Source organism: Polaromonas sp. P1_F4, assembly GCF_056405675.1.
In genome coordinates this window covers 62,696-88,515 of the sequence record NZ_JBFUBP010000013.1, presented here as the reverse complement: position 1 = coordinate 88,515, position 25,820 = coordinate 62,696, and the positions used below count along the sequence as shown (strand labels likewise).

Below are 25,820 nucleotides of genomic sequence, written 5' to 3'. Positions count from 1 at the left end.
CCATCAGCCCGGGCCGGGCTGCAGCAGATCGAGTAGCGTCCGCGCAATCACCTTGGTGGCGCGGCGCAGGTCTTCGAGTTCCAGGCGCTCATCGGCCCGCTTGGCGTGGGACTCCAGCACGGTGCGCGGCCCGGCGCCGTAAATGACGCCGGGAATGCCGGCCTCGGCGTACAGCCGCACATCGGTGTACAGCGGCGTGCCCATGGCCGGGATGGCCTGGCCGAACAGCGCTTCGCCGTGCTTCTGGATGGCCTCCACCAAGGGCTTGTTGCCCGCCAGCGGCCGCATCGAGTTGGCCAGCAGCAGGCGCTTGATGTCGACTGTGATGCCCTTGTAGCCGGCGGCCGCGTCGCCAATGACTTTGCGGATGTTGGCTTCGACCTCGGCGGGGTTCTCCTCGGGGATCATGCGGCGGTCCAGCTTGAACATCACCTTGCCGGGCACGACGTTGGTGTTGGTGCCGCCTTCGATGCGGCCCACGTTCAGGTAAGGGTGCTGGATGCCTTCAACCTTGGACGTGACCTGCTGGTACTGCGCGTTCTGCGCATAGAGCGCATTGAGGATGTGCACCGCGCCCTGCAAGGCGTCGATGCCGGTGTCGGGAATGGCGGCATGCGCCATCTTGCCGTGCACCGTGACTTCCATCTGGAGGCAGCCGTTGTGCGCGGTGACGACCTCGTAAGAAAAGCCTGCCGCGATCAACAGGTCAGGCTTGGTAAGACCTTTCTTGAGCAACCAGCCCGGGCCCATCTCGCCGCCGAATTCCTCGTCGTAGGTGAAGTGCAACTCAACGCTGCCTTTGAGTGGTGCGTCCAGTGATTCGAGCGCGCGCACCGCAAAGGTGAAGCTGGCGAAATCGCATTTGCTGACAGCTGAGGCGCGGCCGTAAATTTTGCCGCCTTCAATCTCGCCGCCATAGGGATCTTTGGTCCAGCCTTCGCCGGGCGGCACCACGTCGCCGTGGGCGTTGAGGGCAATGGTTTTGCCTTCGCCCTCTCCTTCGCCACTACCTCCGTACTTGCGGCGCACGATCAGGTTGGTGATGGACTCCATGCCGTAGCCGCGCACTTCAGCTTCGGGTACCGGGTGTTTTTCAGCGTCAAAACCAAAGGCCTTGATGAGTTCAGCCGTGCGCTCGGCATGCGGCGCGTTATTGCCCGGCGGTGTGTCGGTGGGCACGCGTATGAGCTGCTGGAGGAAAGTGGTTTCTTCGTCGAAATGGGCATCGATCCAGCTGTCAAGCCGGGCGTAATCTGTGGTGAGGGTCATTGTTGTTCAGGAGAGAGATTAGTGAGCAGATGCGCCAGGGCCTGGATCGCAAGTTCGATGTCGTCGCTGGTGGTGCTTTCCAGCGGGTTGTGGCTGATGCCGGAGTTCTGGCCCCGCACAAAAAGCATGGCCTGCGGCATCACCTTGTGCAGTTTCATCGCGTCGTGGCCGGCGCCGCTGGGCATGCGATAGAGGGGTACGCCCAGGCTTTGCACAGCGGCTTCCCAGCGCTGTTGCCAGGCAGGTGCGCTGGGGGCAGCGGCGGCGCGCTCGGTCAATTCGGTCGTGAAGTGCACACCGCGGCGCTCGCAAATGCTTTTGAGCTCGGCCAGCACGTCGGCTACCAGCGTGTCGCGCTGCGCATCGATGGGCGCGCGCAGGTCGAGCGAAAAGAGGCAGCGCCCGGGCACTACGTTGATGGAGCCGTTGGGTACCTGCAGCATGCCGACCGTGCCGACGGAATTACCGTCTTGCGCCGCGCGCCGTTCCACATACAGCAGCAGTTCGGCCGCGGCCGCTGCGGCGTCACGGCGGCGGGTCATGGGCGTGGTGCCGGCGTGGCTGGCCATGCCGGTGATCTCGCACAGGTAGCGGACATTGCCGTTGATGGAGGTCACGATGCCCAGCGGCAGGTCGAGCTCGTTGAGGACCGGGCCCTGCTCGATGTGCACCTCGATAAAGCCGAGGTAGTTGTCCGCGTCACGTTTGATCTTCGTGATGTCTTCGGGCTTGAGGCCGGCGTTGTGCATGGCCTCGCGCATGGTGATGCCGTCAGCGTCTTTCTGCTCCAGCCATTCGGGCTTGAAGTCGCCGATAAGCGCGCCCGAGCCCAAAAAGGTGGCCTTGTAGCGCTGGCCTTCTTCTTCGGCAAAGCCGACCACCTCAAAGTTGAAGGGCAGGCGCTTGTCCTGGCGGCTCAGCTCACGCACGCAGGCCATGGGCACAAAGATGCCAAGCCGGCCGTCGTACTTGCCGCCGTTGCGCACGGTGTCGTAATGGCTGCCGGTGAGCAGGGTCTTGGCGTTAGCGGCGGCGGCCTTGTAGATTCCCACCACGTTGCCGACCGCGTCGATCTTCACCTCGTCAAAGCCGCAGTCACGCATGGTGTTGCTGATGTAGGCTGCGCACGCGCGATGCGCGTCGGTGAGGTAGGTCACCGTGAGCTGGCCTTTTTCAAGGTAGCCCGGGTCGCTGTACTGCGACATCGTTTCCTGCCAGTCCCACACGTCGTTGCCCAGCGCGGGCGTGGCGGCGAACTTGTCGTTGAGCCGTAGCTCCACCACGCGGTGGATATTGCGCAAGTTTTCCTGCAGCTCGAAGTCAGGGTGGTTTTGCAGGCGCCGGGCGAAGGTCTCGATGATCTGCTGCTTGTTCAAACCGTCACCGCGCGGGCCGCGCACCGCCAGGATGAAAGGAAAGCCGAACTTCGTGTTGTAGTCGGCATTGAGCTTTTGCAAGGTGGCGAATTCTTCGGGCGTGCAGTCCGTGAGGCCGGCCTTGCCTTGCTCGTGTGTAGATTCAGCCGTGAGGGTTTTGCTGACCATGGCTTTGCCAGCCAGCTCGGGGTGCGCCTGGATGAGTTTGACCTGTGCGTCTTTGCCTGCCTCGCGGAGCACACGCGCCATGGCGTGTTTCAGGTGGGCCAGCGACTCGAAGGGGCGGGCGTCCAGCGCCTTATCTGCAATCCAGGGGGAATGCTCGTAGAGGCCGTCCAGCAGTTGCAGCGCTTCGGCGCGCGGCGCGGCGTTGATGTGTTCAAGGATTATGGCCATGTTCAGCTTTCCTGCCGGGGCATGTAAGGATGGTTGGCCTGCCAGTGCCGCGCAATATCGATGCGGCGGCAGACCCAGACGCGCTCATGCTTTTGCACGTGGTCAAGAAAACGCTGCAGCGCCACGATGCGGCCCGGCCGACCCAGCAGGCGGCAATGCATGCCGACGCTCAGCATCTTGGGCGCCGCGCCGCCTTCGGCATAGAGCGCGTCAAAGCTGTCGCGCAGGTAGATGAAAAAGTCGTCGGCCTGCGAGAAGCCTTGCGGCAGGGCAAAGCGCATGTCGTTGGTGTCCAGCGTGTAGGGCACCACCAGGCGCGGCACGACCTGGCCGTCGGTGCGTTTCACCTCGGTCCAGAAGGGCAGGTCGTCGCCGTAGTAGTCGCTGTCGTATTCGAGCCGGCCGTCATCGGCCACCAGCCGGCGCGTGTTGGGGCTGTCGCGGCCGGTGTACCAGCCCAGCGGGCGCGTGCCGGTGAGCTTTTCAATCGCATCCAGCCCCAGGCGCATGTGTTCGCGCTCGGTGGCTTCGTCGATCTGCTGGTAGTTGATCCAGCGCCAGCCGTGGCAAGCGATTTCGTGGCCGAGTTCGGTGAAAGCTGCGGCGACCTCGGGGTGGCGCTGCAGCGCCATGCCCACGCCAAAAACAGTGAGCGGCAGCTTGCGTTTTTCAAACTCGCGCAGGATACGCCACACGCCCACGCGTGAGCCGTATTCGTAGATGCCTTCCATGCTCAGGTGCCGGTCGGCGAAGCTGGGCGGATTAGCCATTTCAGACAGGAACTGTTCGGAGCCGGCGTCGCCGTGCAGCACCGAGTTTTCGCCGCCTTCTTCGTAGTTGAGGACGAACTGCACGGCGATGCGCGCCCGCCCCGGCCAGTTGGCTTGCGGCGGGTTGCGGCCGTAGCCGATCAGGTCTCTAGGGTAAGGAATAGCCCCCACGCTGTTTTCGTTTTTATTCATGACAGCGCCATTGAAATATCGTTGGTAGGCACCTTGCGGTCGAAGGCGAGGCTTTCCTCGACGTGCCGCAGGTGTTCGTTCATGAGGCGCACGGCCAGGGCTTCGTCCTTGGCGGCCAGCGCCTTGACGATTTCGGCGTGCTCGTCGTTGGAGTGTTCGGCGGCGCTGGCGGTCTGGTACATCAGGGTGATGAGGGCGCAGCGCGAGGTCAACTCGCCCAGCATTTGCGCCAATACCTCGTTGCCCATGAGTTCGGCCATGCGCACATGGAAGTCCCCCAGCAACTCGGTCCGGCCGGACACGTCGCCGAGGTCGACCGCAGATTTCTCCCGTGCGACGTGTTCTTTCAGCGCTTTGATCTTGGCAGGGGTGACTTCGCGCACAAAGGCCCGTGTCATCTCGGCTTCGAGCATGCGGCGCACGGCAAACACCTGGCGCGCTTCCATCACGGACGGCGCAGCCACGAAAGCGCCGCGGGCCGGTTCCAGGCGGATCAGGCGGTTTTGCGAGAGCTGAAAGAGCGCCTGCCGCACCAGCGTGCGCGAGACACCGAAATGGTCGGCCAGTTTTTGTTCGGCCAGCTTGGTGCCTGGGTGCAGCCTGTGCTCCACAATGGCCTTGGTCAGGGCTTCGACGATGGTGTGGGTGGTTGACGATTCCATCGGTCGATAATAGCCGGAATGCTGAAAAGTGTATACACTTTTGGTAAACCAAATCAAAACAAGAGCTGCTCAAAAACCCAGCGAAGCGGTTCTGGCCAGGCGCGTCGCCGCAGACAGTGCTATCAGCACGGCAAGGCGGCGCGACAACGCCAGGAGAGGTTTTTGAGCAGCTCCCTCAACTACTACCAAGGAATACCATGGGCTTGAGCACACATGTACTGGACACCATGCACGGCACGCCGGCAGGCGGCATGAAGGCGTCGCTCTACACCACGCATGCGGGTCAGGCGACGCTGGTGAAGCACTTCATCCTCAATGAAGATGGGCGCAATCCCGATGGACTGCTATACGACAGCGCCAATCTGAAAGCCGGCACCTACCGGCTCGTGTTCGAGGTGGCTGCCTACTTCAAGGCGCGCGGCGTGAAACTGCCCGAACCAGCTTTCCTGGACGAGGTGACGCTGGACTTCGGTGTGGCTGATCCGGGCCTGCATTACCACGTGCCCCTGCTGGTCAGCCCCTGGAGTTATTCCACCTATCGCGGCAGTTGAGCGGGCGCCAAGCCAGACCGTGTCATGGCGCCGTCATCCGGGGCGGCGACAATCAGCGGTTTGTGCAACTTTCTTTTTCCTCCATGAACGTCAAGCCAATGACCCTGAGCCGCCGCCAGGCCCTGCTGCTGTCCGCAGGCACTGCCGCCAGCCTTGTGGCTCCGGCCGTATTGGCCCAAGGCCCTTCAGCGGGTTCTGCCGGCTCACCGGCCTCGGCCGCATCCGTTCCCGCCGGCATCTATCCTGAGCGCGCCGTCAAGATCGTCGTGCCTTTTGCCCCCGGCGCCGGCACCGACGCCATGGCACGACTGATTGCGCAAAAACTCGGCGAAACCATGAATGCCACCTTTGTGGTGGACAACCGTGCGGGCGCCTCGGGCGCCATCGGCACGCAGTACGTGGCGCAGTCCCCGGCCGACGGCTACACGCTGCTGCTGGTGGCCTCACCCTTCACCACCGTGGCGGCCTCCCTGCCCAGCGCCAATTACGACCCGCTGCGCCAGTTCACGCCGGTGGGCATGATCGCCAGCGGACCGCTGGTCTGGGCCGCCAACACCAAGCTACCGGCCAACACCATGAAAGAGCTGGTCACGCTGGCCCGGCAAAAGCCCGGGGCGCTGAACTACGGTTCGGCCGGCGCGGGTGGCGTCAATCACCTGGTGCTGGAACTGCTGAAGTCGCGCACCGGCACCTTCATCACACACATTCCTTATCGCGGTGTGGCGCCCGCCACCATGGACATGATCGGCGGGCAGATCCAGCTGATCACGGGCACCATCCCGGCCCTGCTGCCTTTCATCAAAAACGGCAGCATCAAGCCACTGGCGGTGACAAGCGCGAAACGCTCAAGTGCCTTGCCCGACGTGCCCAGCATGACGGAAGCCGGCCTGGCGGGCATTGACGTTGTCAATTACTTCGCATTGATGGCACCCACCGGTACACCGCCAGCCATCGTCAATGCACTGAACGCGGCCATCAACAAGGTCGTGGCTTTGCCCGAGGTGGTGGCGCGGTTCAAGGCCGATGCCGTGGAAGCCGCACCCGGCTCGCCCGCATTGCTCGGCCACTTCATCGAAGCCGACTATCGCGCCTGGCGCAACGTCGTTAAAACCCAGAACTTAAAGATAGAGTGATGTGAACGGCTGTTGAGGCGACGTCGAAAGGCGATGCGAAGCGGGTCGTAACAAGGCCAGCATGAGCCGTGGAACCGGCTCTGCCGGGCCACAGGCGGGCGGCCCCCTCGCGGGGGCAGGGAGCTACACGCAGTGAGCGACCGTGGGGGTCCTATTCACCGTGGGGCTAGTCTTGTCCTTCGGTCAGCGTGTCGAGCTGGAATTTGCCGCTCTTGTGCCAAAGCCAGGTGTCGGTGTAGACCACCTTGCCCATGCGCGTAGGCGCCGGGAAGGGGGACGCCTGCTGGATGGTGCGTTCGATCTCCGCTATCACTTCGGGTGCATGGCGCGGTGCGCGCATCCAGTCCAGGCGGGTGACGCGGCCGACCCTGTCGATTTCCACATTCAGCACACCCACGGCATACAGCAGCGGTGGCATGCGGCCTTTGTAGATACGGTCGGAATTGAGACCGTAGATGTGCGTGGCGCCGTCTTCCCGATAGGCGCGCGGTGTGGACGCCCCCGAACTTCTGGCGGAACCTTGCGGCCCCGCGATCGGCCCGATCACCGGGGAAGAGGGTTCCGGGGCCTTCGATGTCGGTGCTGCGGGTTCCGGCGCGGTCTTGCAGGCGCTCACCACGGCTGCACCGGCTGCAGAAAGCAGGGCCACCAGCCAGAAGCGGCGCGGTGTGGAGTTGGACATGTCTTGTCTCATCGTGCTTGCCTTTGCCGGATTTTTGAAGGGCCGGCTCATTGGATTCTGTGTATACCTGCTATCACGCCCCGTAGCTGCCAAGGGCCAAGGTGGTGCTAAGGTGGCGTTCAAGGCATTTTGCCCAATATTTTGTCCACCCACCTGTCAAGTCGTCACCAATGGTTTCCAGTGTCTCCAGTCTGCAACTTGAAGACTTCCTGGCCCGCCTGGCCTCGGCGCCGGCGGTGCTGGTGGCGGTTGTAGAGACGCAAGGCTCGGTGCCGCGCGAGGCGGGAACCTGGATGGCGGTCTTTCCCGATGCGCTGGTGGGCACGATAGGCGGCGGCCACCTGGAATACGACGCCATCGCCAGGGCGCGTGCGCTGCTCGCGGGTGACGCCGCCGGGCGTCAGGCGACAACGCTGCGCGTAGCGCTGGGCCCGTCGCTGGGCCAATGCTGCGGTGGCGTGGTGGCGTTGCGCTTTGAATGCGTCAACGCGGGCGACGCACAGGCGCTGACCTTGCGGCTGGGCCAGCCCGCGCTGACGCCGGTGGCGCTGTTCGGCGGCGGCCACGTCGGTCACGCGCTGGTGCGGGTGCTCGCGCCCTTGCCGTTTTCACTCACCTGGATAGACAGCCGCGATGGCGTGTTTCCCGCCAGCGTGCCGCCGCGCGTGATGGCCGAACATTCCGATCCCGTACAAGCCGCCGTGCCTGGCCTGGCGCCGCAGTCCCGTGTGCTCATCATGAGCTTCAGCCACGCGGAAGACCTGGACATCGTGGCCGCCTGCCTGCTGCGCCAGCGCGAGAAATCCGATCTACCCTACATCGGCTTGATCGGCAGCAAAACCAAATGGGCGGCATTCCGCCACCGTCTGGAGGCTCGAGGCTTCGCCGCGGGCGAGCTGGTGCAAGTGACGTGCCCCATCGGAGTGCCCGGCATTACCGGCAAGGAGCCAGAAGTCATCGCTGTGGCGGTAGCGGCCCAGCTGTTGCAAACCATCAACGCAATTTGAGCGTAGCGCAGAAATTTTTCGGAGCCGAAGCCAAACTCTATAAACTTGGCGCGTCAGGCCGCAGCGGAGCCGGGAAGCCGGAGCTAACTTCAAGTTAGCGCCAGCTTCTTTTGTTCGCGGCCACGTTTTCTGCTTACAGCGCCCGCAGTGGTGAGCAGGTTGCACAAGGCAGCGCCCTCGCGTGCTGCATAGGTTGAGAGATATGGAAAACTACCTTCTCGACTGGGCCAACCTGCTGCTGCGCTGGGTCCATGTCATCACCGCCATCGCCTGGGTGGGTTCCTCGTTTTATTTTGTCTTTCTCGACAGCAGCCTCACGCCGCCCGAGGACGAAGACCTCAAAAATCAGGGCGTAAGCGGCGAACTCTGGGCGGTGCACGGTGGCGGTTTTTACCACCCCGTCAAATTCGCCGTCAAGCCGCCACAGCTGCCGGCCCACCTGCACTGGTTTTACTGGGAAAGCTACAGCACCTGGCTGTCGGGCTTTGCGCTGTTCACGATTTCATATCTGTGGAACGCCGGCACCTACCTCGTCGACAAATCGCTGATGAACTGGTCGCCCGGTGCGGCCGGTGCGGTGGCGCTGTCCTTCTTTGTAATTTTCTGGATGCTGTACGACGGCATCTGTCAGCTGTTCGGGCGCAAGAAAAACGGAGACGCCATCGTCGGCGCGTTGGTCGCGGTGCTGGTGTGCGCAGCCTCGTGGCTGGCCTGCCACTGGTTCGCCGGGCGCGCGGCCTTCCTGCTGGTGGGCGCCATGATGGCCACCGCCATGAGCGCCAATGTGTTCTTCTGGATCATCCCCGGCCAGCGCAAGGTCGTGGCCGCCATCAAGGCCGGCGAGCCGGTCGATGCGGTGCACGGCCAGCGCGGCAAACAGCGCAGCGTGCACAACACCTACTTCACGCTGCCGGTGCTGTTCGCCATGCTCAGCAACCACTACAGCTTTACCTGGAGCCATCCGCAAAACTGGCTGGTGCTGATCCTGATGATGCTGGCCGGCGCCGCTATCCGCCAGTTTTTTGTGCTGCGCCACGGCTACAAGCTGGGCCGCAACCGGCACCCGTTGCCGTATGCGCTGGTGGGTGTGGCTGTCATCGCCTGTGTGATCGTCTGGATGAAACCTCCTGTCGCTGTGGGCGCTATCAATTCAGTAGCTGGTGGCGCACAACCAGCGGGCGCTGCAGGCCAAAGCAGCTTTCAACAAGTGCGGGCCATCATGGCCCAGCGCTGCTACCTGTGCCACGGTGCGCAGGTGCAGATGAAAAATGTGCGGCTTGATTCGCCCGAGGCATTGAAGAGCCATGCGACGCAGGTCTACCAGCAGGCGGTGGTCACGCGGCTGATGCCCATGAACAATGCCACGGGCATCACCGAGGCCGAGCGGCAGGTGATCAGGCAGTGGTTCGATGCGGGCGCCAAAACCGAATAAGCCGGGCAAGCCTTACCAGTTGCCCGCGAGCCCTGCGGCGCGTGTGGACGGCTTGCTGAAATGCTGGGCCAGGAAATCCACAAAAGCCCTGACCCGCACCGAATGCTGGTGGCGGGCCGGGTACACCGCGTGGATGTCGGCTGCCGGTGTGCGGTAGTTCTCCAGCACTTGCACCAGCCTGCCGCTGCGCAGGTATTTGGCGATGTCCCATTCGGCGCGCATCAAAATGCCGTGGCCGTCGAGCGCCCAGTTCACCGCAATCTCGCCGTCGCTGGTGCTGAGGTTGCCGTGCACCTTGATGGCCTGCGTGTGCTTGCCGGAAGCCAGGCGCCACATGCCGTAGGCCTCGTCGCCCTGGCGTATGCCGATGCAGTTGTGTTGCGCCAGGTCGTGCGGCACCCTGGGCGTGCCGTGGCGGGCCAGATAGGCCGGTGAAGCGCAGAGCAGGCGGCGATTCGGCGCGATCAGCCGCGCAATCACGCGGGCGTCCGGCGGTTCACCGAAACGGACACAAACATCGAAGGCGTCTTCAGTCAGCGGCGGCGGGTTGACCGTGAGCTGCAACTGCACTTCCACCTCAGGATGGGCTTTCACGAAACGCGAGATCAGCGGCGCCGCATGGCTGCGGCCGAAGCCTATGGTGGCGTTCACGCGCAGCAGGCCCTTGGGCGCCGCCACGGCACTGGACACCTGCTGCTCCATGTCGTCAATGTCGGCGAGGATGCGGCGCGCGTGCGTGAGGTAAATCTCGCCTTCCTGCGTGAGGCTGGCGCGCCGCGTGGTGCGGCTCAGCAACTGCACCCCCAGCCTGACCTCCATCTGCGCGAGCCGCTTGCTGACGGCTGCCGTGCTGACGCCGAGCTCGCGCGCCGTGGCCGACAGGCTGCCGTAGCGCGCCAGCAGGCTGAAAAAAGCCATCTCCGAGGGGGCTGTATTGACCGGATTCATTCGTAACCTGTAGTTAACAGTGATCTTACTTTAAGAGGTTTTATTGCCTGTGCCAATCGCTACAGTGAGCAGATCACAACCGAGAAAACAGAGGAACCAACATGAAGACCTACAAGATCGCCTGCATCCCCGGCGACGGCATTGGCAAGGAAGTCATACCGGCCGGCCAGCAGGTGCTGCAAGCCCTGGCCGCCGCGCAAAAAAATTTCGCCTTCAGCTTCAGTGCTTTCGATTGGGGCGGCGACTACTTCCGCCGGCACGGCATGATGATGCCGGAGGATGGCCTGGACGCGCTGCGCGACAAAGACGCCATCCTGTTTGGCTCGGCCGGCGACCCGCACATCCCCGACCACATCACGCTTTGGGGTCTGCGCCTCAAAATCTGCCAGGGCTTTGACCAGTACGCCAATGTGCGGCCCACGCGCATCCTGCCCGGCATCGACGCGCCGCTCAAGCGCTGCACACCGGAGCAGCTCAATTGGGTGATCGTGCGCGAGAACTCCGAAGGCGAGTACTCAGGCGTAGGCGGGCGCGCCCACCAGGGCCACCCGATCGAAGTGGCCACCGATGTGTCGATGATGACCCGCGCCGGTGTTGAACGCATCATGCGCTTTGCCTTCAGGCTCGCCCAGTCCCGCCCGCGCAAGCTGCTGACCGTGGTCACCAAGTCCAACGCCCAGCGCCATGCCATGGTGATGTGGGACGAGATCGCGCTGCAGATCAGCCGGGAGTTTCCGGACGTGACCTGGGACAAGGAACTGGTCGACGCCTGCACCGCGCGCATGGTCAATCGCCCCGCTTCGCTCGATACCGTGGTCGCCACCAACCTCCATGCCGACATCCTGAGCGACCTGGCCGCTGCACTGGCCGGCAGCCTGGGCATTGCACCGACCGGCAATATCGACCCCGAGCGCCGCTTCCCGAGCATGTTCGAGCCGATTCACGGCTCGGCCTTCGACATCATGGGAAAAGGCCTGGCGAACCCTATTGGCACTTTCTGGAGTTGTGTCATGCTGCTGGAGCACCTGGGCGAAACCGGTGCGGCCGCGGTGTTGATGGCGGCGATTGAAAAGGCGACCGCGAACGCCGCCCTGCATACGCGCGACCTGGGCGGAAGCGCTACCACGGCGCAGGTCACCGAGGCCGTCTGTGCAGAGGTCGGCAGGCAGCGACTACTGCAGGCCGCTTGAGCCTTTCAGTGAAAGCCGGTGCAACCAGGCTACGCATGACGGCGAGTTTTCCGCTTCAGAAACATTCAGGAGACACACCATGAAAGTTGAAGTGAAAAAGTGGATAGGCATTTTCTGCATGGTCGCAGTGCCCGCCGCGATGGCGCAGACTGCCGCGCCCGCAGCGAGTGTGGTGTGCCCCGACAGGAACGTGCTGTACTGGCAGGCCTTTCCACCGGGTGGTGAGTCGGACCTGTCGGCGCGCCACCAGCAGGTCGTGCTCAAGAAAAAATGCCCGGCCGTCGACACCATCATCCAGTACAAGGCGGGCGCCGGCGGCGGCCTGATGTGGGGCCAGATGAACAGCCTGCCGGGCGACGGCCTCAATGTAGTGGGCATCAACCTGCCGCACATCGTGTTCCAGCCCATCGAGGGCGAGGTGCAGTACAAGACTGCCGACATCGTGCCGGTGTTCTGGTTTCACTACACCCCCGACGTGCTGGTGGTGCCCGAGAAAAGCCCGATCAAAACGTTTGCAGACTTCATCGCCGCAGCCAAAAAAGACCCCGGCAAGCTGAACCTGGGCGGCTCGGGGCTGAACTCCGCCAACCATGCGGCGCATGAGCGGCTCAACGCTGCCTTCGGCGTCAAGAGCACCTACGTGCCCTACAAGGGTACGGGCGACATGTCGATGGCCGTGATCGGCTCGCAGGTCGACGGTGCGATGACCTACACGCCGTTTGCCATCGGCAACAAGGGCAGGGTGCGCCCGCTGGCAGTCGCCATGGAAAAACGCCACCCGATGATGCCCGACGTGCCCACCTTCAGGGAGCTCGGTGTGGACTGGGTGGACGGCGCCTACCGCGGCATTGGCGTGCCCAAATCCACCCCGCTGGAGGCGCGCAGGCGCTTGTCCGACATGTGGGCCGTGCTGAACAACGACCCCGAGATGAAGGAACTCGCCGCCAAAAATGGCTTTGAACTCGTCAGCGTGGGCCTGGACCAGATGGACGGCTTCATGAAGGAGCGCATCCGTATCTACACCGAAGGTGCGAAGCGCCTGGGCCTGGGGAAAAAGTAGCTCCCGAGGCCGCAAGACCGGGGCCTCAGTGAAGGCTGGTGGTGTTGGAAAGAAGGTTCAACACCACCACGCCGGCAATGATGAGCGCCATCCCCACCATGCCCCAGAGGTCAATCTTCTGCTGGTGAACGAAGAAACTGGTGATGCTGATCAGCACAATGCCCAGGCCCGACCAGATTGCGTAGGTCACGCCGGTAGGGATGGACTTCATCGTCACCGTGAGGAGATACAGCGCGGTGCCATAACCCGCGATGCTGATCAACGAGGGCACCAGGCGCGTGAAACTGTCGCTGGACTTGAGTGCCGTGGTGGCAATGACTTCGGCAACGATGGCAATGCCCAGGGCCAGGTAAGCGTTCATGAGGCTCTTCTTTCTGCTTCGGTGGATGAAGGCTCATTCTAGGAAGCTGCCTTTCCGGCGAAATCCCAAACCCTCCCGCGTTGCCGGGTTACTGCCCGGTTACCACGGCACAATCCGGGGTGGAGACATTTCAATGACTGCAGCCAAGACACCTACCCCCGGCACGCCCATCCCGGACGCCGCCACCCAGCCGCGCCAGTTCCTCGAGCACCTGTACGCCGCCGCCGTTGCGCGCGCGCTGCCGCTTGAGAACACCGCACGCTACCTGCCCAAACCGCCCACCCCCGAAAGCGGCGGCCGCACCATCGTGATCGGTGCGGGTAAGGCGGGCGGTTCCATGGCGCAGGCGGTGGAGGCACTTTGGCCCGCCGACGCACCGCTTGAAGGCCTGGTCGTGACCCGCTACCACCACGTTCCGCCGCGCCCCGAGGGACTGAAACAGCGCATCGCGATTGTCGAAGCCGCGCACCCGGTGCCGGATGCGGCAGGGCTGGAAGCTGCACAGCGCATCCTGGCCATGGTGCAGGGGCTGGGCAAAAACGACCTGGTGCTGTGCCTGATCTCGGGGGGCGGCTCGGCGTTGCTGACCTTGCCGGCTGAAGGCCTGACGCTGGAAGACAAGCAGCGCATTAACAAGGCGCTGCTCAACAGTGGCGCCAATATTTCCGAGATGAACTGCGTGCGCAAACATCTCTCGCGCATCAAGGGCGGCCGCCTGGCCGCAGCCTGCGCGCCGGCGCGTGTGGTGACGCTGACCATCAGCGATGTGCCGGGAGACGATCCGTCCATCATCGCCAGCGGCCCGACGGTGCCCGACGCCACCAGTTGCGCCGAGGCGGTGGCCATCCTGCAACGCTACGGCATTGAAGTGCCGGGCGCCATCATGAGCCTGCTGGAGCAGGGCGCACTCGAAACCCCCAAGCCGGGCGACGCGGTCTTCAAAGGCCATGAGGTGCACATGATCGCCACGCCGCAGCAAAGCCTGGAGGCTGCCGCCGCAGTGGCGCGCGCAGCCGGCTTGCAGGCGCACATCCTGAGCGACGAGATGGAAGGTGAATCCCGCGAGGTCGGCAAGGTGCATGCGGCGCTGGCCCGTGCCGTGGCGCTCAAGGGGCAGCCCTTCAGCAAGCCCTGCGTGATCCTGAGCGGCGGGGAAACCACAGTGACCGTTCGCAAGCAAGCAGAAGGCACGCCGCGCGGCCGCGGAGGCCGTGCCGGCGAATTCTGTATGGGCCTGGCCCTGGCCCTGCAAGGCCAGCCGGGCGTGTATGCGCTGGCAGCAGACACCGACGGCATCGACGGTGTGGAAGACAACGCGGGTGCCTATGTAGCGCCCGACACACTGCAGTGCGCACTGGCCAAAGGCATGAAGCTGGACCAGTACCTGGACCGCAACGACGCCTACGGCTACTTCGAGCCGCTGGGTGGCCTGGTCATTCCCGGGCCCACACATACCAACGTCAATGACTTTCGGGCGCTATTGATTTTGTAGCTGCTCGCGCAGGTTCTACCTGCGCTGCGGGCCTGTTTGATACATAAAACAGGCGAAAAAAAGCCTCACACGGCTGTCAAACCACCTGTGCCGGGCGCCGCGCTGATTTCGGGCGGATGCGTGACGATGGATTTGAGTTCCGGCCGTGCCGTCTGCAAAGTTTGCAAATCGGGTTGCGGCCTGCGCAGCGTGTCGCTGGCCTCAAAGACCTGTTCCAGCGCCTGGCATGCAGCCAGCAGTTGCGTATCGGCGTGCAGCCGTCCAATCACCTGCAGTCCGAAGGGCATGCCGTGTTCGTCTTTGCCGCAGGGCAGCGCGAGCGCCGGGTTGGTGGCCAGGGTCACCACATAGGTCAGGCCCAGCCAGTGGTAGTAGTTGCGCATGGCCTGGCCGTCGATGTTGCCGGCATACAGCTCCGTCCAGGGAAAGGGCGTGACCGGCGTGACGGGCGCCAGGATGATGTCGTATTGCTCGAAAGCCTTGGCAAAGCGGCGCGAAATGCGTGTTTGTTCCAGGTGCGCCCAGGCGCGGTCCGCCAGCGTGATGGCGGCCGCGATTTCCATGTTGGCGCGTACATTCGGGCCCAGGGTTTCGGGAGCGTTGCGATAGGTGTCGGCGAATGCTGCTACAAAACTTTCTGCGCGCAGCGTGTCAAAGGCGCGGTCGGCATCGCCCAGCTCAAGGTCTATCGGCTCGCAGCTCGCTACCAGCGGCCGTACGGCTTCCACGCGCTGGCGGAACACGCGCCGGATTTCCGGGTCCACGATGCACATGCCAAAGTCTTCCGTGGTGCCCACACGCAAGGTGGAAAGGTCCACCTGCTTCAAGGGCCAGAACGTGGAGGCATCCACCGGGTAGGAAAGCGGGTCGCGTGCGTTCGCGCCAACGCTGGCGGCAAAGAGCAGCGCCGTATCGGCCACGTTGCGCCCCATCGGCCCCAGCACGGAGATGACAGACCAGCCCAGCGGCCGGGCGTCGTTGGCCACCAGTCCGGGCGAAGGCCGCAGGCCGACCACGCCGCAGAGCGAAGCCGGAATACGCAGCGAGCCGCCGGTGTCGGAGCCGGTGCAGATCGGCAGCATGCCGGCTGCCAGCGCCGCCGCCGAGCCGCCGGAAGAACCGCCCGCGTTGAGCGTGGGGTTGAACGGGTTGCCCGTCGCGCCCCACACCGGGTTGCGCGAGTTGGCGCCGGCGCCCATGTCGGGCACATTGGTCTTGGCCGTGACGATGGCGCCGGCCGCGCGCAGTTTGGCCACCAGTGCGTTGTCTTTGGCCGGCACGTTGCCGCGAAGTCCTATGTTGCCGTAGGTGGTGAGCAGGCCCGCGGTGTCCTGCAGATCCTTCACCCCCAACGGCAGTCCGTGCAAAGAGCCCAGCGGCCCGCCGCGCATCACTTGCGCTTCGGCTTCGCGTGCACCCTCGCGCGCGCGCGTGAAGTCGGTCGCGCAGATCGCATTGATGGCGGGGTTGAGGCGTTCGATGCGGTCTATGCAGGCGTCCATCAGCTCCACCGGCGATACCTCGCGGCTGGCGATCAGGCTGCGGAGTTCAACGGCGGAGATGTCTGGAAGGGTGGAGTGCATATCAATGTCTTGTGTCGAAGGAAATGGTCATGTTCCGCCGCCGGGCCGCCCCAAGGCGGAACGCGCCCCCTCGGGGGGGCAGCGAAGCACACGAAGTGGCGAGCGTGGGGGCCAGGTCTCGCCGCCGGGCCGCCCCAAGGCGGAACGCGCCCCCTCGGGGGGGGGCAGCGAAGCACACGAAGTGGCGAGCGTGGGGGCCGTCATGACTAATCTGTTTTGATCTGGGAGCGTTCGGCCAGCGCCTTCATGCGCGCGATCTCGGCCGTCACCAAGCCGGACCAGTCGGGAACCGCGGTATAGCCGGGTTCGAAGCCGGCGGCCTTGAGCTTGTCCAGTGTTTCGGTGCTGGCCATCACCGTGGCCAGGGCCTTTTCCAGCCGTGCCTTGACGGGCGCCGGCAAGCCCTTGGGCGCCACCACGGCCAGCCAGGCGTTCATGTCGACGGCCGGGTAGCCGGCCTCGGCCATGGTCGGCACATTCGGCAGCAGGGCCGAGCGCTTGTTCATGGCCACGGCCAGCACGCGGATCTTTCCGGACTTGAGTTGCTGCGATGCGGCGACCACGGTGTCGAAAGACACCGGGATTTGGCCGCCGATCAGATCGGTCATCAGGGGGCCGGAGCCTTTGTAGGGCACATGCGTCATCTTCAGGCCCGTGGCCGTATTGAACATCGCGCCGGCGAAGTTGGAGCTGGTGCCGTTTCCGAAACTGCCGTACAGGTATTTGTCCGGATTGGCCTTGGCCGCCGCCACGAACTGGTGCACGTCGGCGGCCGTGACCGACGGGTTCACCAGCATGGCCAGCGCCACTGAGCCCACCATGCCTATCGCCTCAAAGCCCTTGGCCGGGTCATAAGACAGCTTGGGTTGCAGCGCCGGGTTCAGTGTGAAGGTGGAGTTGGAGCTCACGAGCAGGGTGTAGCCATCGGGCTTGGCATTGGCCACTGCGGCGGCGCCTATGGCGGTGCCGGCGCCCGGCTTGTTTTCGACCACCACGGGCTGGCCCAGCTGATCACCCAGGGCTTTGCCAAGGATGCGCGCCAGCACGTCGGCCGCGCCGCCGGCTGGGAAGGGTGCGACCAGTGTGAGGGGCCGCTCAGGAAACTCGGCCGCATGGGCGGGCCCGCCCACGGCGGCAAGTCCACAAAAAAAGACAGCGCTGGCGGCCAGCGTGCGGCGCATTGCTTTGAAAGACATGTGTTGCATGGTAGGCCTCGTTGAAAATTTGATCAATCGGAAGGGGGTGATTCGAAGGGGCGGGCTCAAGAGTTAACGCAAACGGGCCGGTGCGAGCCTGGAGGCTTCAACGCCTTGCTGGCGCAGCTCTTCAGGCAGCGCCGCCTGGCGGATCAGCGCATCGGCCAGCGCACTTGCACCGGCCGCGCTCTGGATGCCGTAGCCGCCCTGCGCCGCGAGCCAGAAAAAACCGGGGCAGGCGTTGTCGTGGCCAATCACCATTTCCCCGTCGGGTACAAAAGAGCGCAGGCCGGCCCAGGTGCTGGAAGGGCGGCGGATCGTCAGTGTCGACACGCTTTCGATCTGGTGGATACCCATGGCAATGTCCAGCTCTTCAGGAACCACGTCGTGCGGAACCGTCGGGTCCGCATTGGCGGGTGAGCCCAGCAGCTGCCCGGCATCGGGCTTGAAGTAATAGCTTTCGTCCACACCCACCACGGCGGGCCAGTGTGAGGCGTCCATGCCCTCGGGCGCCTTGAAGGTAAAGGCGCTGCGCCGGTGCGGCACCAGGCCGATGGGCTGCGCGCCAAACATGGCGGCCAGCTCGTCAGCCCAGGCGCCTGCGGCATTCACCACGGTTTTGGCGCGCAGCGTCTCGCCGTCGCTGAATTGCAGGGCCCAGCGCTGTCCGTCATGCGTGGCCTGTGTCAGTGTGGCGGCGGTTCGCAGCTCTCCGTCGGTACCGGCCTTCTGGCGAAAGCCGCGCAGAAAGCCCTGATGCAGTGCATGCACATCCATGTCCTGCGCACCTGCGTCGTACAGCGCGCCGTGCACCACATCGGGCCGCAAGCAGGGCACATGGGCCAGCGTGGTGCCGGCGTCCAGCGTCACCAGGCCGGGGCAGCTTGCGGACAGTTCCTGGCGGGTGTGCGCCAGTTCTTCTTCCTGGCCGTGCGTGGCAAGGTAAAGCACGCCCCGGGGCTGTATCAGCGCCGGGTGAAACCCTTCCGGCGGCCGTTCGTAAAACCCGCGGCTGGCACGCGTCAGCGCCCGCACCATGGGCGGGCCATAGGTTTCCATGAACATGGCTGCTGACCGGCCGGTGGAGTGAAACCCCGGCTGGGATTCACGTTCGACGAGCGCAACGCTGCGTTGCCCGGCCAGGCGCCAGGCCAAAGATGCGCCCGCAATGCCGGCGCCGAAGATCAGGATGTCAAATTCTCTCATTTGAGAATTCTCACATGCGAGAATCGTGCCTGTCCAGCCCATTTACCGGGATTTTTCGAAAAAAGGGAAAACACCATGCCTGCACGCCCCGCCCGCAACCCTGCCGCCGCCCCCGAGGCGGACCGGGTGCGGCTCGGTCTGAGCCTGCGCGGGCACCGCAAGGTGCGGCGGCTGACGCTCAAGGACCTGTCCGGCCGTTCCGGCGTCGCGCTGTCCACGCTGTCCAAGATGGAGCTGGGCCAGATTTCGGTCAGCTATGAAAAGCTGGCCGCCGTGGCGCGGGCGCTGTCGCTGGACGTGGGGCAACTGCTGGACGCGCGGGCCGCGGCGCCTCCGCCGGGCGCGGCGACGCCCGTGGTGGTGTGGTCCGAAGCAGGCGGTGCGCCGGCCTACAGCTCGGGCAACTATGACTACGGCGCGCTGGCCGCGGGTTTTCCGGGCAAGCGCATGACGCCGATGCACGGCCGCATTGTGGCGCGCAGCCGCAGCCAGTTCCCCGATTTCATCCGCCACGCAGGGCAGGAGTTCGTGATTGTGCTGTCGGGCCGCGTGCGCATCGAGTTCGAGACCGGTGAAGTCATCGAAGTGGGGCGCCATGAGTCGGCCTATTTCGACAGCGGCGTGGGCCACATCTACCTTTCGCTGGGGCGCAGCGATGCGCAGGTGCTGGTGGTGATGAGCGAATAGGGCCGCGTGGCCTTGTATCTTGGGTTTGTGCCCAGGTTCAGATCGACAGCATCTCCCAGGTCAGGTCAAATTTCAGCAGATATTTGCGCAACCGGTCCGCATCGTTCACCACGCTGCGCTGGGTACGTGAGACATTGAAGAGCGCCCGCCCGGCGTCGCTGAGGGAGGCGCTTTTGCGGCAGACCTCAATCACGGCTTGAAGCTGCAGCTGTTCAAAATAGTCAAGTGTGTCCGCGGCGTCTCCCATTAATTCGGTGAGTGAGGCAGCGCCGCCGCTGGCTTCCTGTTCGGTGGCCTGCCATTGCCAGCGTAGCCGCGCGATCTCGGCCTCCACCAGGCTCGCGCCGATGCGGCCGTTGTCGCCCAACGTGGCAAGGCGGGTGATGGATGCGCTCAAGTCGCGAAAATTGCCGGCCCAGATGGCCTCGCCCGATTGTGCAAATCGCAGGTAGGCTGCGCGGGCTTCGGCGGTCATGCGGGTTTTCCTGCCCAGATCTTCGGATGCGAGCATGAGCTGGTGGTCCATGTTGGGCTCGATATCTTCCCGGCGCTGGCTGAGGCCGGGCAGGGTGTAAGTCCACAGATTGATACGCGCAAAAAGGTCCTCGCGGAAGCGCCCGCGGGCCACTTCCAGACGCAAGTCCTTGTTGGTGCCGGCGATCAGCTGGAAGCTGCTTTCGACTTCTTTGTCGGCGCCTACGGGCAGGAAGCGCTTTTCTTCCACGGCCTTGAGCAGCATGGCCTGCTCGTCCAGGCCCAGCTCGCCAATCTCGTCAAGAAACAGCACGCCCTTGTCGGCGGTGCGCAGCAGGCCGGGACGGTCATTCGTCGCCCCGGTGAACGCCCCTTTCTTGTGGCCGAACAGCGTGGAGCCCGCACCGTCGCCGTGCAGCGTCGCGCAGTTCACGTCGACAAAGCTGCCGCTGACCTGGTGGCGTGACTTTTTGAGCTCGAAGATGCGCCGCGCCAACATCGACTTGCCCGCGCCGGTCGGTCCGGTCAGCAGGATGGGCGCCTTGCTCTGGACGGCGATGTGTTCGATTTCCTCGATCAACTTGTTGAAGCGGGGGTTGCGTGTGGCGATGCCGCTTTTGAGAAAGGACACCGCGTCTTGCTGCGCCACCGCAAGCCGCGTGTTGATCGCGTCATAGCGCGAGAGGTCCAGGTCAATCAGTTCATAACTGCCCACACCCTGGCCTTGCCGGCCCCTGGGCGGCGCCGTCTGCAACAGAACGCCGGGAATGAAGCGCGCCTCGACCAGCAGGAACAGGCAGATCTGCGCTACATGGGTGCCGGTGGTGATGTGCGCCCAGTACTCTTCGCGCTCGGTGTCGAAGGCGTAGGCGCGCATCCAGTCATACAGCGCGCCATAGACCTCGCCGAAATCCCAGGGGTTGGCCAGATTCATCTCGACCAGGCGAACCTCGGTGCCGGGCGAGAGCTGAATCACGTCATCGCGCACGCGTTCGGCCAGCGCCTTGTTGCGCACGTCGTGCATCAACTCCAGCCTGTCGACGATCAGGTCCTCATGCTGTGCGATCGACACCGTCGGTCGCCATTTCTCCCAACGCGAAGCACTCAGGCCTGAATCCAGTTGGGTACCCAGGAAACCCATCACCACTTTTTTCTTCATATTTCTAATGTACTAGCTTTAAAGCTAAGTATGGCGAAATTTAAAGAAGGAAAGTTGACCTGTTAACTGCTCTATAGAGGGAAAATAATTAATGAAATCAACAATCTTTTAAGCGCGACCAGCGAGCCGCGCAAGCCTGGCACGTTGCCTGCAATAAAGAAGGTGTCAGATGAGAAAGTTGTTCGCTCACAAGCAGGGGTTTCCGGGAAACCGGGCCCCGCTGGTGCAGGAAGGCCCGGGTTGCCCTAGGTCTCCTGTATGCCGCGGCAACGAATGCGCTGGCACCAAGGCATGTGGTCAAGGGGCGGCTCAGGTAGAGGAGCCGCCCCGACAGGTTCGATTCCTGATGCCTAAATTCTGTAGCTCAGAAGGTAGAGCACCGTGTTTTTAACGCGACTGTCGCGGGTTCGAATCCCGCCTAACGCTGACGTAAAAAATCAGCTTACTTGGAAGTTAGTAGAACGTGCCGCGAGTGGGAAAAGTGGATGCAGGCTGCAACGGGAAACCGCGGCAGTGTGCAGGGCCAGCACCCACCGGCAACAGTTGCCAGTGCGAAGGTACTGCGACACCGGACAGTGAAGACGCCGGACGTGACATCGAGAGATCTCATGGCCAGGCCCCTCACCTGAAAGTGCCTGCACCCCGAGTCCGCGGCTGTTGCTGATGCGGACTATGTTTTTGTTGAATGAAAAAGAACAACGAAGAAAACGAAAAAGAAAACGGAGAAGAAAATGTTTGGAATAAAGCAATACAAGATCAAGAAAAACGAACGCGGCCTGTTGCTGCGCAACGGCGATTTCGAGCGCGTGCTGCAGCCCGGTAAACACTGGGTGTATGCCGGCGCCGACCAGGTCCGGGTGGAAACGTTCGCCATGGAGCAGGCGGCTTTCACGCACGGCCTTGCTGACTACTTCATGGCCAAAGAGCCGGCGGTGGTGGCGCAAGAGTTTGTGCTGGCTGCGCTGTCGGATTCGCAGGCAGGCCTGCGCTATGAGAACGGCTTGCTGGTCGAAGTGCTGGCGCCCGCAACCCGCAAGCTCTACTGGAAGGGCCTGAACGACATCCGTATCGACGTGGTCGATATCGACCAGGGCGTGGCGAACAGCGAAAAGCTGCCCGCCGGCCTCGTGGCCACACTGGGCCAAACGCAATTGCGCCAGCGCCCGGTGAAGGGCCTGGAGGGCGTGCTGCTGGTGCAGGTGCCCGACTTTCACGCCGGTGTGCTGACGCTGGACGGCAAGGTGACCGGGTTGCTCGGCGCCGGTGCGTATGGCTTCTGGCGCTACGGCCGCAAGGTCGAAGTCGAATGCATTGACCTGCGTTCGCAGGCGCTGGAAGTCAGCGGGCAGGAAATCCTCACCCGCGACAAGGTGAGCCTGCGCCTGAACCTGTCGGCTACCTGGCGTTATGACGATCTGCTGAAGGCCTTTGCCCAGTGGGGCAAGCCGTCCGAACAGATCTACCGCGAACTGCAACTGGGCCTGCGCGCGGCCGTAGGGACCCGCACGCTCGACGAGCTGCTGGAGAACAAGGCCGCGCTGGACGAGATCATTGCCGGGCACACCCGTGAACGGCTGGCGGGCGCCGGCCTGAAGCTGGAAAGCCTGGGTGTGAAAGACATCATCCTGCCCGGTGAGATGAAAACCATCTTGTCGCAAGTTGTGGAGGCCGAGAAGGCGGCCCAGGCCAACGCGATTCGCCGTCGTGAAGAAACCGCGGCAACGCGCTCGCTGCTGAACACGGCCAAGATCATGGAGGACAACCCGATTGTCCTGCGCATGAAGGAGCTGGAGACGCTGGAGCGTGTGGCTGAGCGTATCGACAAGATCTCCGTGTTCGGCGGTCTTGACCAGGTGCTCAACGGGCTGGTGAAGCTGCGTTGAGTATTGATATGCAAGTGTTCGCAACTGACACGCAGTTGGCACATTTCATTGCGCTCTTCCGACGCGTAGCCCCGACGTATGCCGAGCGGTGGGTCACGCTATTGCAGGGAAAGCCGGCGAAATGGCGGAAGATTCAACCGTGGCGCGTATGGCCCTGTGATGTGTACGAGAGCCAACCGCCGTGTATGGGGTGGGCTGCGATGGTGGACAAGGCCATAACGCTGGCACAGGTGCGTGGGGTACGTGAAGCGCATGTGCTTGCTTGTGGTCATAGCAGCGAGAGTGTCGAAACATTGGCGCTTTCGCTGCTCCAGGCACGCCTGTGCTCGCGCGAGCGCGGCTCTGAAGGTACCTTGCTGGAGGGTTTTGTATCTCTGATACCGGGTCAACTGGCCCTGGTGACCAATCATGAAGGCGGATGTTGGTTGGTGGATTACACAGCACCACAGATGCGGGAATGACGATCATGAAAAAACAAAAGTTGACACCCAGACAGAAACGGCAGGCGAGGACCTCCGCCGTATTGACCGCGGAGACCGTTGGCCTGGACCCCGTGCTGTACGCGGCGGCTTTGCGCTATCTTTTTGACCGGCCTGTACCTTCGGCAAACGAGCAAGAGTGGTACTGGAATATCGATGAGCCCGAGTTTGCCGCCACACCACTGGAGTGGACGCGCATCCAGACCGTGCTGTTTGCCAATGCGGGTGCCGACCTGGTTCCGTATTGCAACCAACAAGTGGGCATGGGCCTTAACCATGTGATGAGCAACAACGCGGGAAATATTCCACATATGGCAAACGACCCTTCGGTACCTCTGGCCGACGCCATGCAGATGATGTGGGCCTTTCCTTCCTTGTGGAGGGACTGCATAGGACCGCGACTGGACCCTGCAGAGGCAACGGAAGATGCCAGCGGCGTCACTCGCCTGGACTTTGTGTGCCATATGTGGTTTGACGTGTGGCCGACTTTTTGGAATACAAAACACATTCCGGAGTGGCGCGACGCTGTGTGGCATGTGCTGTGCGAAATGCTGGATATGCCCTTTCGCGAAGTACAAAGATCCGCATTGCACGGAATTGGCCATACGGTGCATGACCTACAACGCAAGGAAGCTATCGACCAGCGCATTGCGCGCTTTATCACTACCGTGCCTAACGACGCCGAACTGGTGAACTACGCCCGTGCCGCCGCGGACGGTATGGTGCAATGAATTCAGAATAACGAACAAAAATCGAGAAAGAAGAAAAACGATGAACTACCAACAACACGAAGTTCCCGGCGGTGTGCCGGTAAAGATGTGGACTAACGGCGTGCCGGTGGAAGCGCAGGCACTCAAGCAGCTGGAGAATTCCGCACGACTGCCCATCGTGTTCAAGCACGTGGCCGTGATGCCCGACGTGCACTACGGTCTGGGCGCAACCATCGGCAGCGTGATCCCGACCTTCAAGGCGATCATTCCGGCGGCCGTCGGTGTGGATATCGGCTGCGGCATGATGGCCTGCAAGACCACGCTGCGCGCCGAAGACCTGCCTGACAACCTCGGTCCGCTACGCTCGGAGATCGAAAAAGCCGTGCCGCACGGCTCCGCGCCCAAGACGTATCGCCGCAACGGCTCGGTGCGCGAAGTCGGCGCCTGGACGAACCCGCCCAGCGCGGCCGATGCCGCCTGGGGCCAGCTGGTCGATGAGTTCGAGGCAATCTGCCTGGACTACCCGCGCCTGAAAAACACCAATAACCACCGTCACATGGGAACCCTGGGCGGCGGCAACCACTTCGTGGAGGTGTGCCTCGACGAAGGCGGCGGGGTCTGGATCATGCTGCACAGCGGTTCGCGCGGGGTGGGTAACGCCATCGGTACGCACTTCATTGAGCTCGCGAAGAAAGACGCCGAGCTGCACCAGCGCAACCTGCCGGACAAGGACCTGGCCTACCTTGAAGAAGGTTCGCAGTACTTCGGCGACTATGTGCGCGGCGTAGGCTGGGCGCAGAAGTTCGCGCGCCTGAACCGCGAGGTGATGATGCAGGCCGCCATCGGCGCGCTGCGCAAGGTGATCAGCAAGCCGTTTGAGACGCACCTGGAGGCGGTGAACTGCCACCACAACTATGTGCAGAAAGAAACGCACTTTGGGCAGGAAGTGTTTGTGACCCGCAAGGGCGCCGTGAGCGCCAAGGCGGGAGAGCTCGGGATCATTCCCGGCAGCATGGGCGCCAAGAGCTTCATCGTGCGCGGCAAGGGCAACCCTGACAGCTTCATGAGTTGCAGCCACGGAGCGGGTCGCACCATGAGCCGCACCCAGGCCAAGAAGCAGTTCACGGTGGACGACCAGATCAAGGCCACCGAAGGTGTTGAGTGCCGCAAGGACGCCGACGTGATCGACGAGATTCCGATGGCCTACAAGGACATCGATGCCGTGATGCTGGCGCAGAGCGACCTGGTGGAAGTGGTTTACACGCTCAAGCAGGTGGTTTGTGTCAAAGGATGAGGGAGGGGGTCAAAAGGACAAGGCTCTGCAGGCATTGTCCGGTCCTGCCCTGACGGCGCTTCGGGAAAAACTTGCCGAAGCTGGTTGCGTATTTGATTTTGCTGTTTACACGCTGGAGAAAGGCATTGATCCTTCTGCGGCGCTGCATCGGTGCGCGCTGGAGCTGCTGTTCGCGGACGTACGGGAGCAATGGTTGGTAAACCACCAGGAGGCCATCAAAAAATTTCCGCAATTTAGTGCGTCGAATTTTCATCAGCTCGACTACGACTGTGCCGCTGCGAGTCCGGAAATTTTGCCGGTGGAAAAAGTACGGGACCTCTTTTCCTGCGCGGCGCATCCAGCCGGTGCGCCTTGTTTGTTTTTGAGTTTTAGTGACCCACCCTACGGTTTCATGAAAGATGCTGACGCGAAGGCGCTGTTTGATCAGTGGTGTCAAATTTTAGGTTTGATCCCGGGCCATCTTCCTGAGGTGATCGACTGGGTTGGTGATCCTGATCTTGAACCATCGCGCAGCGAATGGAGTAACTATTTTGAAGCGGGAAAAGAGTGGTGGGGCATTTGGTGCCTGACGGTGTGGAACCCTGTGACCCGGACATTGGGTGTGCTGGCCGCCAGCACGAGTGACTAA

At 63.0% G+C, this 25,820-nt stretch carries 23 protein-coding genes and 1 pseudogene; 13 read left to right on the top strand and 11 right to left on the bottom strand.

What is annotated here, in order from left to right; genetic code table 11:
• Positions 1-3: 3 nt before the first annotated feature.
• The 4 genes from AC1DYQ_RS20825 to AC1DYQ_RS20810 are packed head-to-tail and all read right to left on the bottom strand — an operon-like array spanning position 4 to position 4,665.
• On the bottom strand, positions 4-1,269 hold the full coding sequence (locus tag AC1DYQ_RS20825; RefSeq protein WP_477688393.1) for a M20 family metallopeptidase: 1,266 nt from the start codon (positions 1,267-1,269) through the stop codon (positions 4-6).
• Entirely contained in the window at positions 1,266-3,041 is a 1,776-nt protein-coding gene (uraD, locus tag AC1DYQ_RS20820; RefSeq protein ID WP_477688392.1) for a 2-oxo-4-hydroxy-4-carboxy-5-ureidoimidazoline decarboxylase, read from the bottom strand. The genes AC1DYQ_RS20825 and uraD overlap by 4 nt, the downstream gene beginning before the upstream one ends.
• A 2-nt stretch (positions 3,042-3,043) precedes the next feature.
• Complete coding sequence (gene puuE / locus AC1DYQ_RS20815) at positions 3,044-4,003, bottom strand: allantoinase PuuE (RefSeq protein WP_477688391.1); 960 nt, start codon at positions 4,001-4,003, stop codon at positions 3,044-3,046.
• Positions 4,000-4,665: a GntR family transcriptional regulator gene (locus tag AC1DYQ_RS20810; RefSeq protein ID WP_477688390.1), complete on the bottom strand. Its 666-nt coding sequence runs from the start codon at positions 4,663-4,665 to the stop codon at positions 4,000-4,002. Before AC1DYQ_RS20810 ends, puuE begins: the two co-directional genes overlap by 4 nt.
• A gap of 197 nt (positions 4,666-4,862) precedes the next feature.
• On the opposite strand from AC1DYQ_RS20810, the gene uraH reads away from it, so the two are divergent.
• Together uraH and AC1DYQ_RS20800 are read left to right on the top strand one after the other, a co-directional pair.
• Positions 4,863-5,216 carry a hydroxyisourate hydrolase gene (gene uraH, locus AC1DYQ_RS20805; protein WP_457279822.1) on the top strand — a complete coding sequence of 118 codons (354 nt, stop codon included), beginning with the start codon at positions 4,863-4,865 and terminating at the stop codon, positions 5,214-5,216.
• Between the two features lie 83 nt (positions 5,217-5,299).
• Entirely contained in the window at positions 5,300-6,349 is a 1,050-nt protein-coding gene (locus tag AC1DYQ_RS20800) for a tripartite tricarboxylate transporter substrate binding protein (RefSeq protein WP_477688389.1), read from the top strand.
• A gap of 166 nt (positions 6,350-6,515) precedes the next feature.
• Here the strand turns inward: AC1DYQ_RS20800 and AC1DYQ_RS20795 are convergent, their stop codons facing one another.
• Positions 6,516-7,031 carry a hypothetical protein gene (locus AC1DYQ_RS20795; RefSeq protein WP_477688388.1) on the bottom strand — a complete coding sequence of 172 codons (516 nt, stop codon included), beginning with the start codon at positions 7,029-7,031 and terminating at the stop codon, positions 6,516-6,518.
• A 170-nt stretch (positions 7,032-7,201) separates the two neighbouring features.
• Here AC1DYQ_RS20795 and xdhC point away from each other — a divergent pair, with 170 nt between their 5' ends.
• Positions 7,202-8,038, top strand: a complete 837-nt coding sequence (xdhC, locus tag AC1DYQ_RS20790; RefSeq protein WP_477688387.1) for a xanthine dehydrogenase accessory protein XdhC — start codon at positions 7,202-7,204, stop codon at positions 8,036-8,038.
• Positions 8,039-8,240: 202 nt separating this feature from the next.
• Positions 8,241-9,470, top strand: a complete 1,230-nt coding sequence (locus AC1DYQ_RS20785; protein WP_477688386.1) for a urate hydroxylase PuuD — start codon at positions 8,241-8,243, stop codon at positions 9,468-9,470.
• A gap of 12 nt (positions 9,471-9,482) precedes the next feature.
• On the opposite strand, the gene AC1DYQ_RS20780 is transcribed toward AC1DYQ_RS20785, so the two are convergent.
• Positions 9,483-10,418, bottom strand: coding sequence for a LysR family transcriptional regulator (locus AC1DYQ_RS20780; protein ID WP_477688385.1), 936 nt, complete (start codon positions 10,416-10,418; stop codon positions 9,483-9,485).
• A 101-nt stretch (positions 10,419-10,519) separates the two neighbouring features.
• On the opposite strand from AC1DYQ_RS20780, the gene AC1DYQ_RS20775 reads away from it, so the two are divergent.
• Positions 10,520-11,608 carry a tartrate dehydrogenase gene (locus AC1DYQ_RS20775; RefSeq protein ID WP_477688384.1) on the top strand — a complete coding sequence of 363 codons (1,089 nt, stop codon included), beginning with the start codon at positions 10,520-10,522 and terminating at the stop codon, positions 11,606-11,608.
• Positions 11,609-11,687: 79 nt separating this feature from the next.
• Positions 11,688-12,668, top strand: a complete 981-nt coding sequence (locus AC1DYQ_RS20770; protein ID WP_477688383.1) for a tripartite tricarboxylate transporter substrate binding protein — start codon at positions 11,688-11,690, stop codon at positions 12,666-12,668.
• Positions 12,669-12,693: 25 nt separating this feature from the next.
• Here AC1DYQ_RS20770 and AC1DYQ_RS20765 read toward each other — a convergent pair whose 3' ends face one another.
• Complete coding sequence (locus AC1DYQ_RS20765) at positions 12,694-13,029, bottom strand: DMT family transporter (RefSeq protein ID WP_457279830.1); 336 nt, start codon at positions 13,027-13,029, stop codon at positions 12,694-12,696.
• Between the two features lie 133 nt (positions 13,030-13,162).
• Here AC1DYQ_RS20765 and AC1DYQ_RS20760 point away from each other — a divergent pair, with 133 nt between their 5' ends.
• Positions 13,163-14,521, top strand: a complete 1,359-nt coding sequence (locus AC1DYQ_RS20760) for a glycerate kinase type-2 family protein (RefSeq protein WP_477688382.1) — start codon at positions 13,163-13,165, stop codon at positions 14,519-14,521.
• A gap of 65 nt (positions 14,522-14,586) precedes the next feature.
• Here AC1DYQ_RS20760 and AC1DYQ_RS20755 read toward each other — a convergent pair whose 3' ends face one another.
• From AC1DYQ_RS20755 to AC1DYQ_RS20745, 3 genes are all read right to left on the bottom strand, one after another.
• Positions 14,587-16,104 carry an amidase gene (locus AC1DYQ_RS20755; RefSeq protein WP_477688381.1) on the bottom strand — a complete coding sequence of 506 codons (1,518 nt, stop codon included), beginning with the start codon at positions 16,102-16,104 and terminating at the stop codon, positions 14,587-14,589.
• 206 nt (positions 16,105-16,310) lie between these two features.
• A complete protein-coding gene (locus AC1DYQ_RS20750) occupies positions 16,311-17,309 on the bottom strand; it encodes a Bug family tripartite tricarboxylate transporter substrate binding protein (protein WP_477688380.1) in 999 nt (332 codons plus the stop codon).
• A 63-nt stretch (positions 17,310-17,372) separates the two neighbouring features.
• On the bottom strand, positions 17,373-18,506 hold the full coding sequence (locus tag AC1DYQ_RS20745; RefSeq protein WP_477688379.1) for an NAD(P)/FAD-dependent oxidoreductase: 1,134 nt from the start codon (positions 18,504-18,506) through the stop codon (positions 17,373-17,375).
• Between the two features lie 75 nt (positions 18,507-18,581).
• Here AC1DYQ_RS20745 and AC1DYQ_RS20740 point away from each other — a divergent pair, with 75 nt between their 5' ends.
• Positions 18,582-19,193 carry a helix-turn-helix domain-containing protein gene (locus AC1DYQ_RS20740; RefSeq protein ID WP_477688378.1) on the top strand — a complete coding sequence of 204 codons (612 nt, stop codon included), beginning with the start codon at positions 18,582-18,584 and terminating at the stop codon, positions 19,191-19,193.
• Positions 19,194-19,299: 106 nt separating this feature from the next.
• Here the strand turns inward: AC1DYQ_RS20740 and rtcR are convergent.
• Positions 19,300-20,808: pseudogene (gene rtcR / locus AC1DYQ_RS20735) on the bottom strand (RNA repair transcriptional activator RtcR); the annotation flags it as partial.
• A gap of 749 nt (positions 20,809-21,557) precedes the next feature.
• Here rtcR and AC1DYQ_RS20730 point away from each other — a divergent pair.
• From AC1DYQ_RS20730 to AC1DYQ_RS20710, 5 genes are read left to right on the top strand one after another with little or no spacing between them, the layout of a single operon-like run.
• Positions 21,558-22,709: a slipin family protein gene (locus AC1DYQ_RS20730; protein ID WP_477688377.1), complete on the top strand. Its 1,152-nt coding sequence runs from the start codon at positions 21,558-21,560 to the stop codon at positions 22,707-22,709.
• 8 nt (positions 22,710-22,717) lie between these two features.
• The gene (locus AC1DYQ_RS20725) at positions 22,718-23,170 is read left to right on the top strand and encodes a hypothetical protein (protein ID WP_477688376.1); all 453 of its coding nucleotides are present in this window, start codon (positions 22,718-22,720) and stop codon (positions 23,168-23,170) included.
• Positions 23,167-23,919, top strand: a complete 753-nt coding sequence (locus tag AC1DYQ_RS20720; protein WP_477688375.1) for a hypothetical protein — start codon at positions 23,167-23,169, stop codon at positions 23,917-23,919. The genes AC1DYQ_RS20725 and AC1DYQ_RS20720 overlap by 4 nt, the downstream gene beginning before the upstream one ends.
• 40 nt (positions 23,920-23,959) lie before the next feature.
• Entirely contained in the window at positions 23,960-25,192 is a 1,233-nt protein-coding gene (locus tag AC1DYQ_RS20715; protein WP_477688374.1) for an RtcB family protein, read from the top strand.
• Positions 25,179-25,820 (top strand): hypothetical protein, encoded by a 642-nt coding sequence (locus AC1DYQ_RS20710; RefSeq protein ID WP_477688373.1) that lies wholly within the window; start codon positions 25,179-25,181, stop codon positions 25,818-25,820. Before AC1DYQ_RS20715 ends, AC1DYQ_RS20710 begins: the two co-directional genes overlap by 14 nt.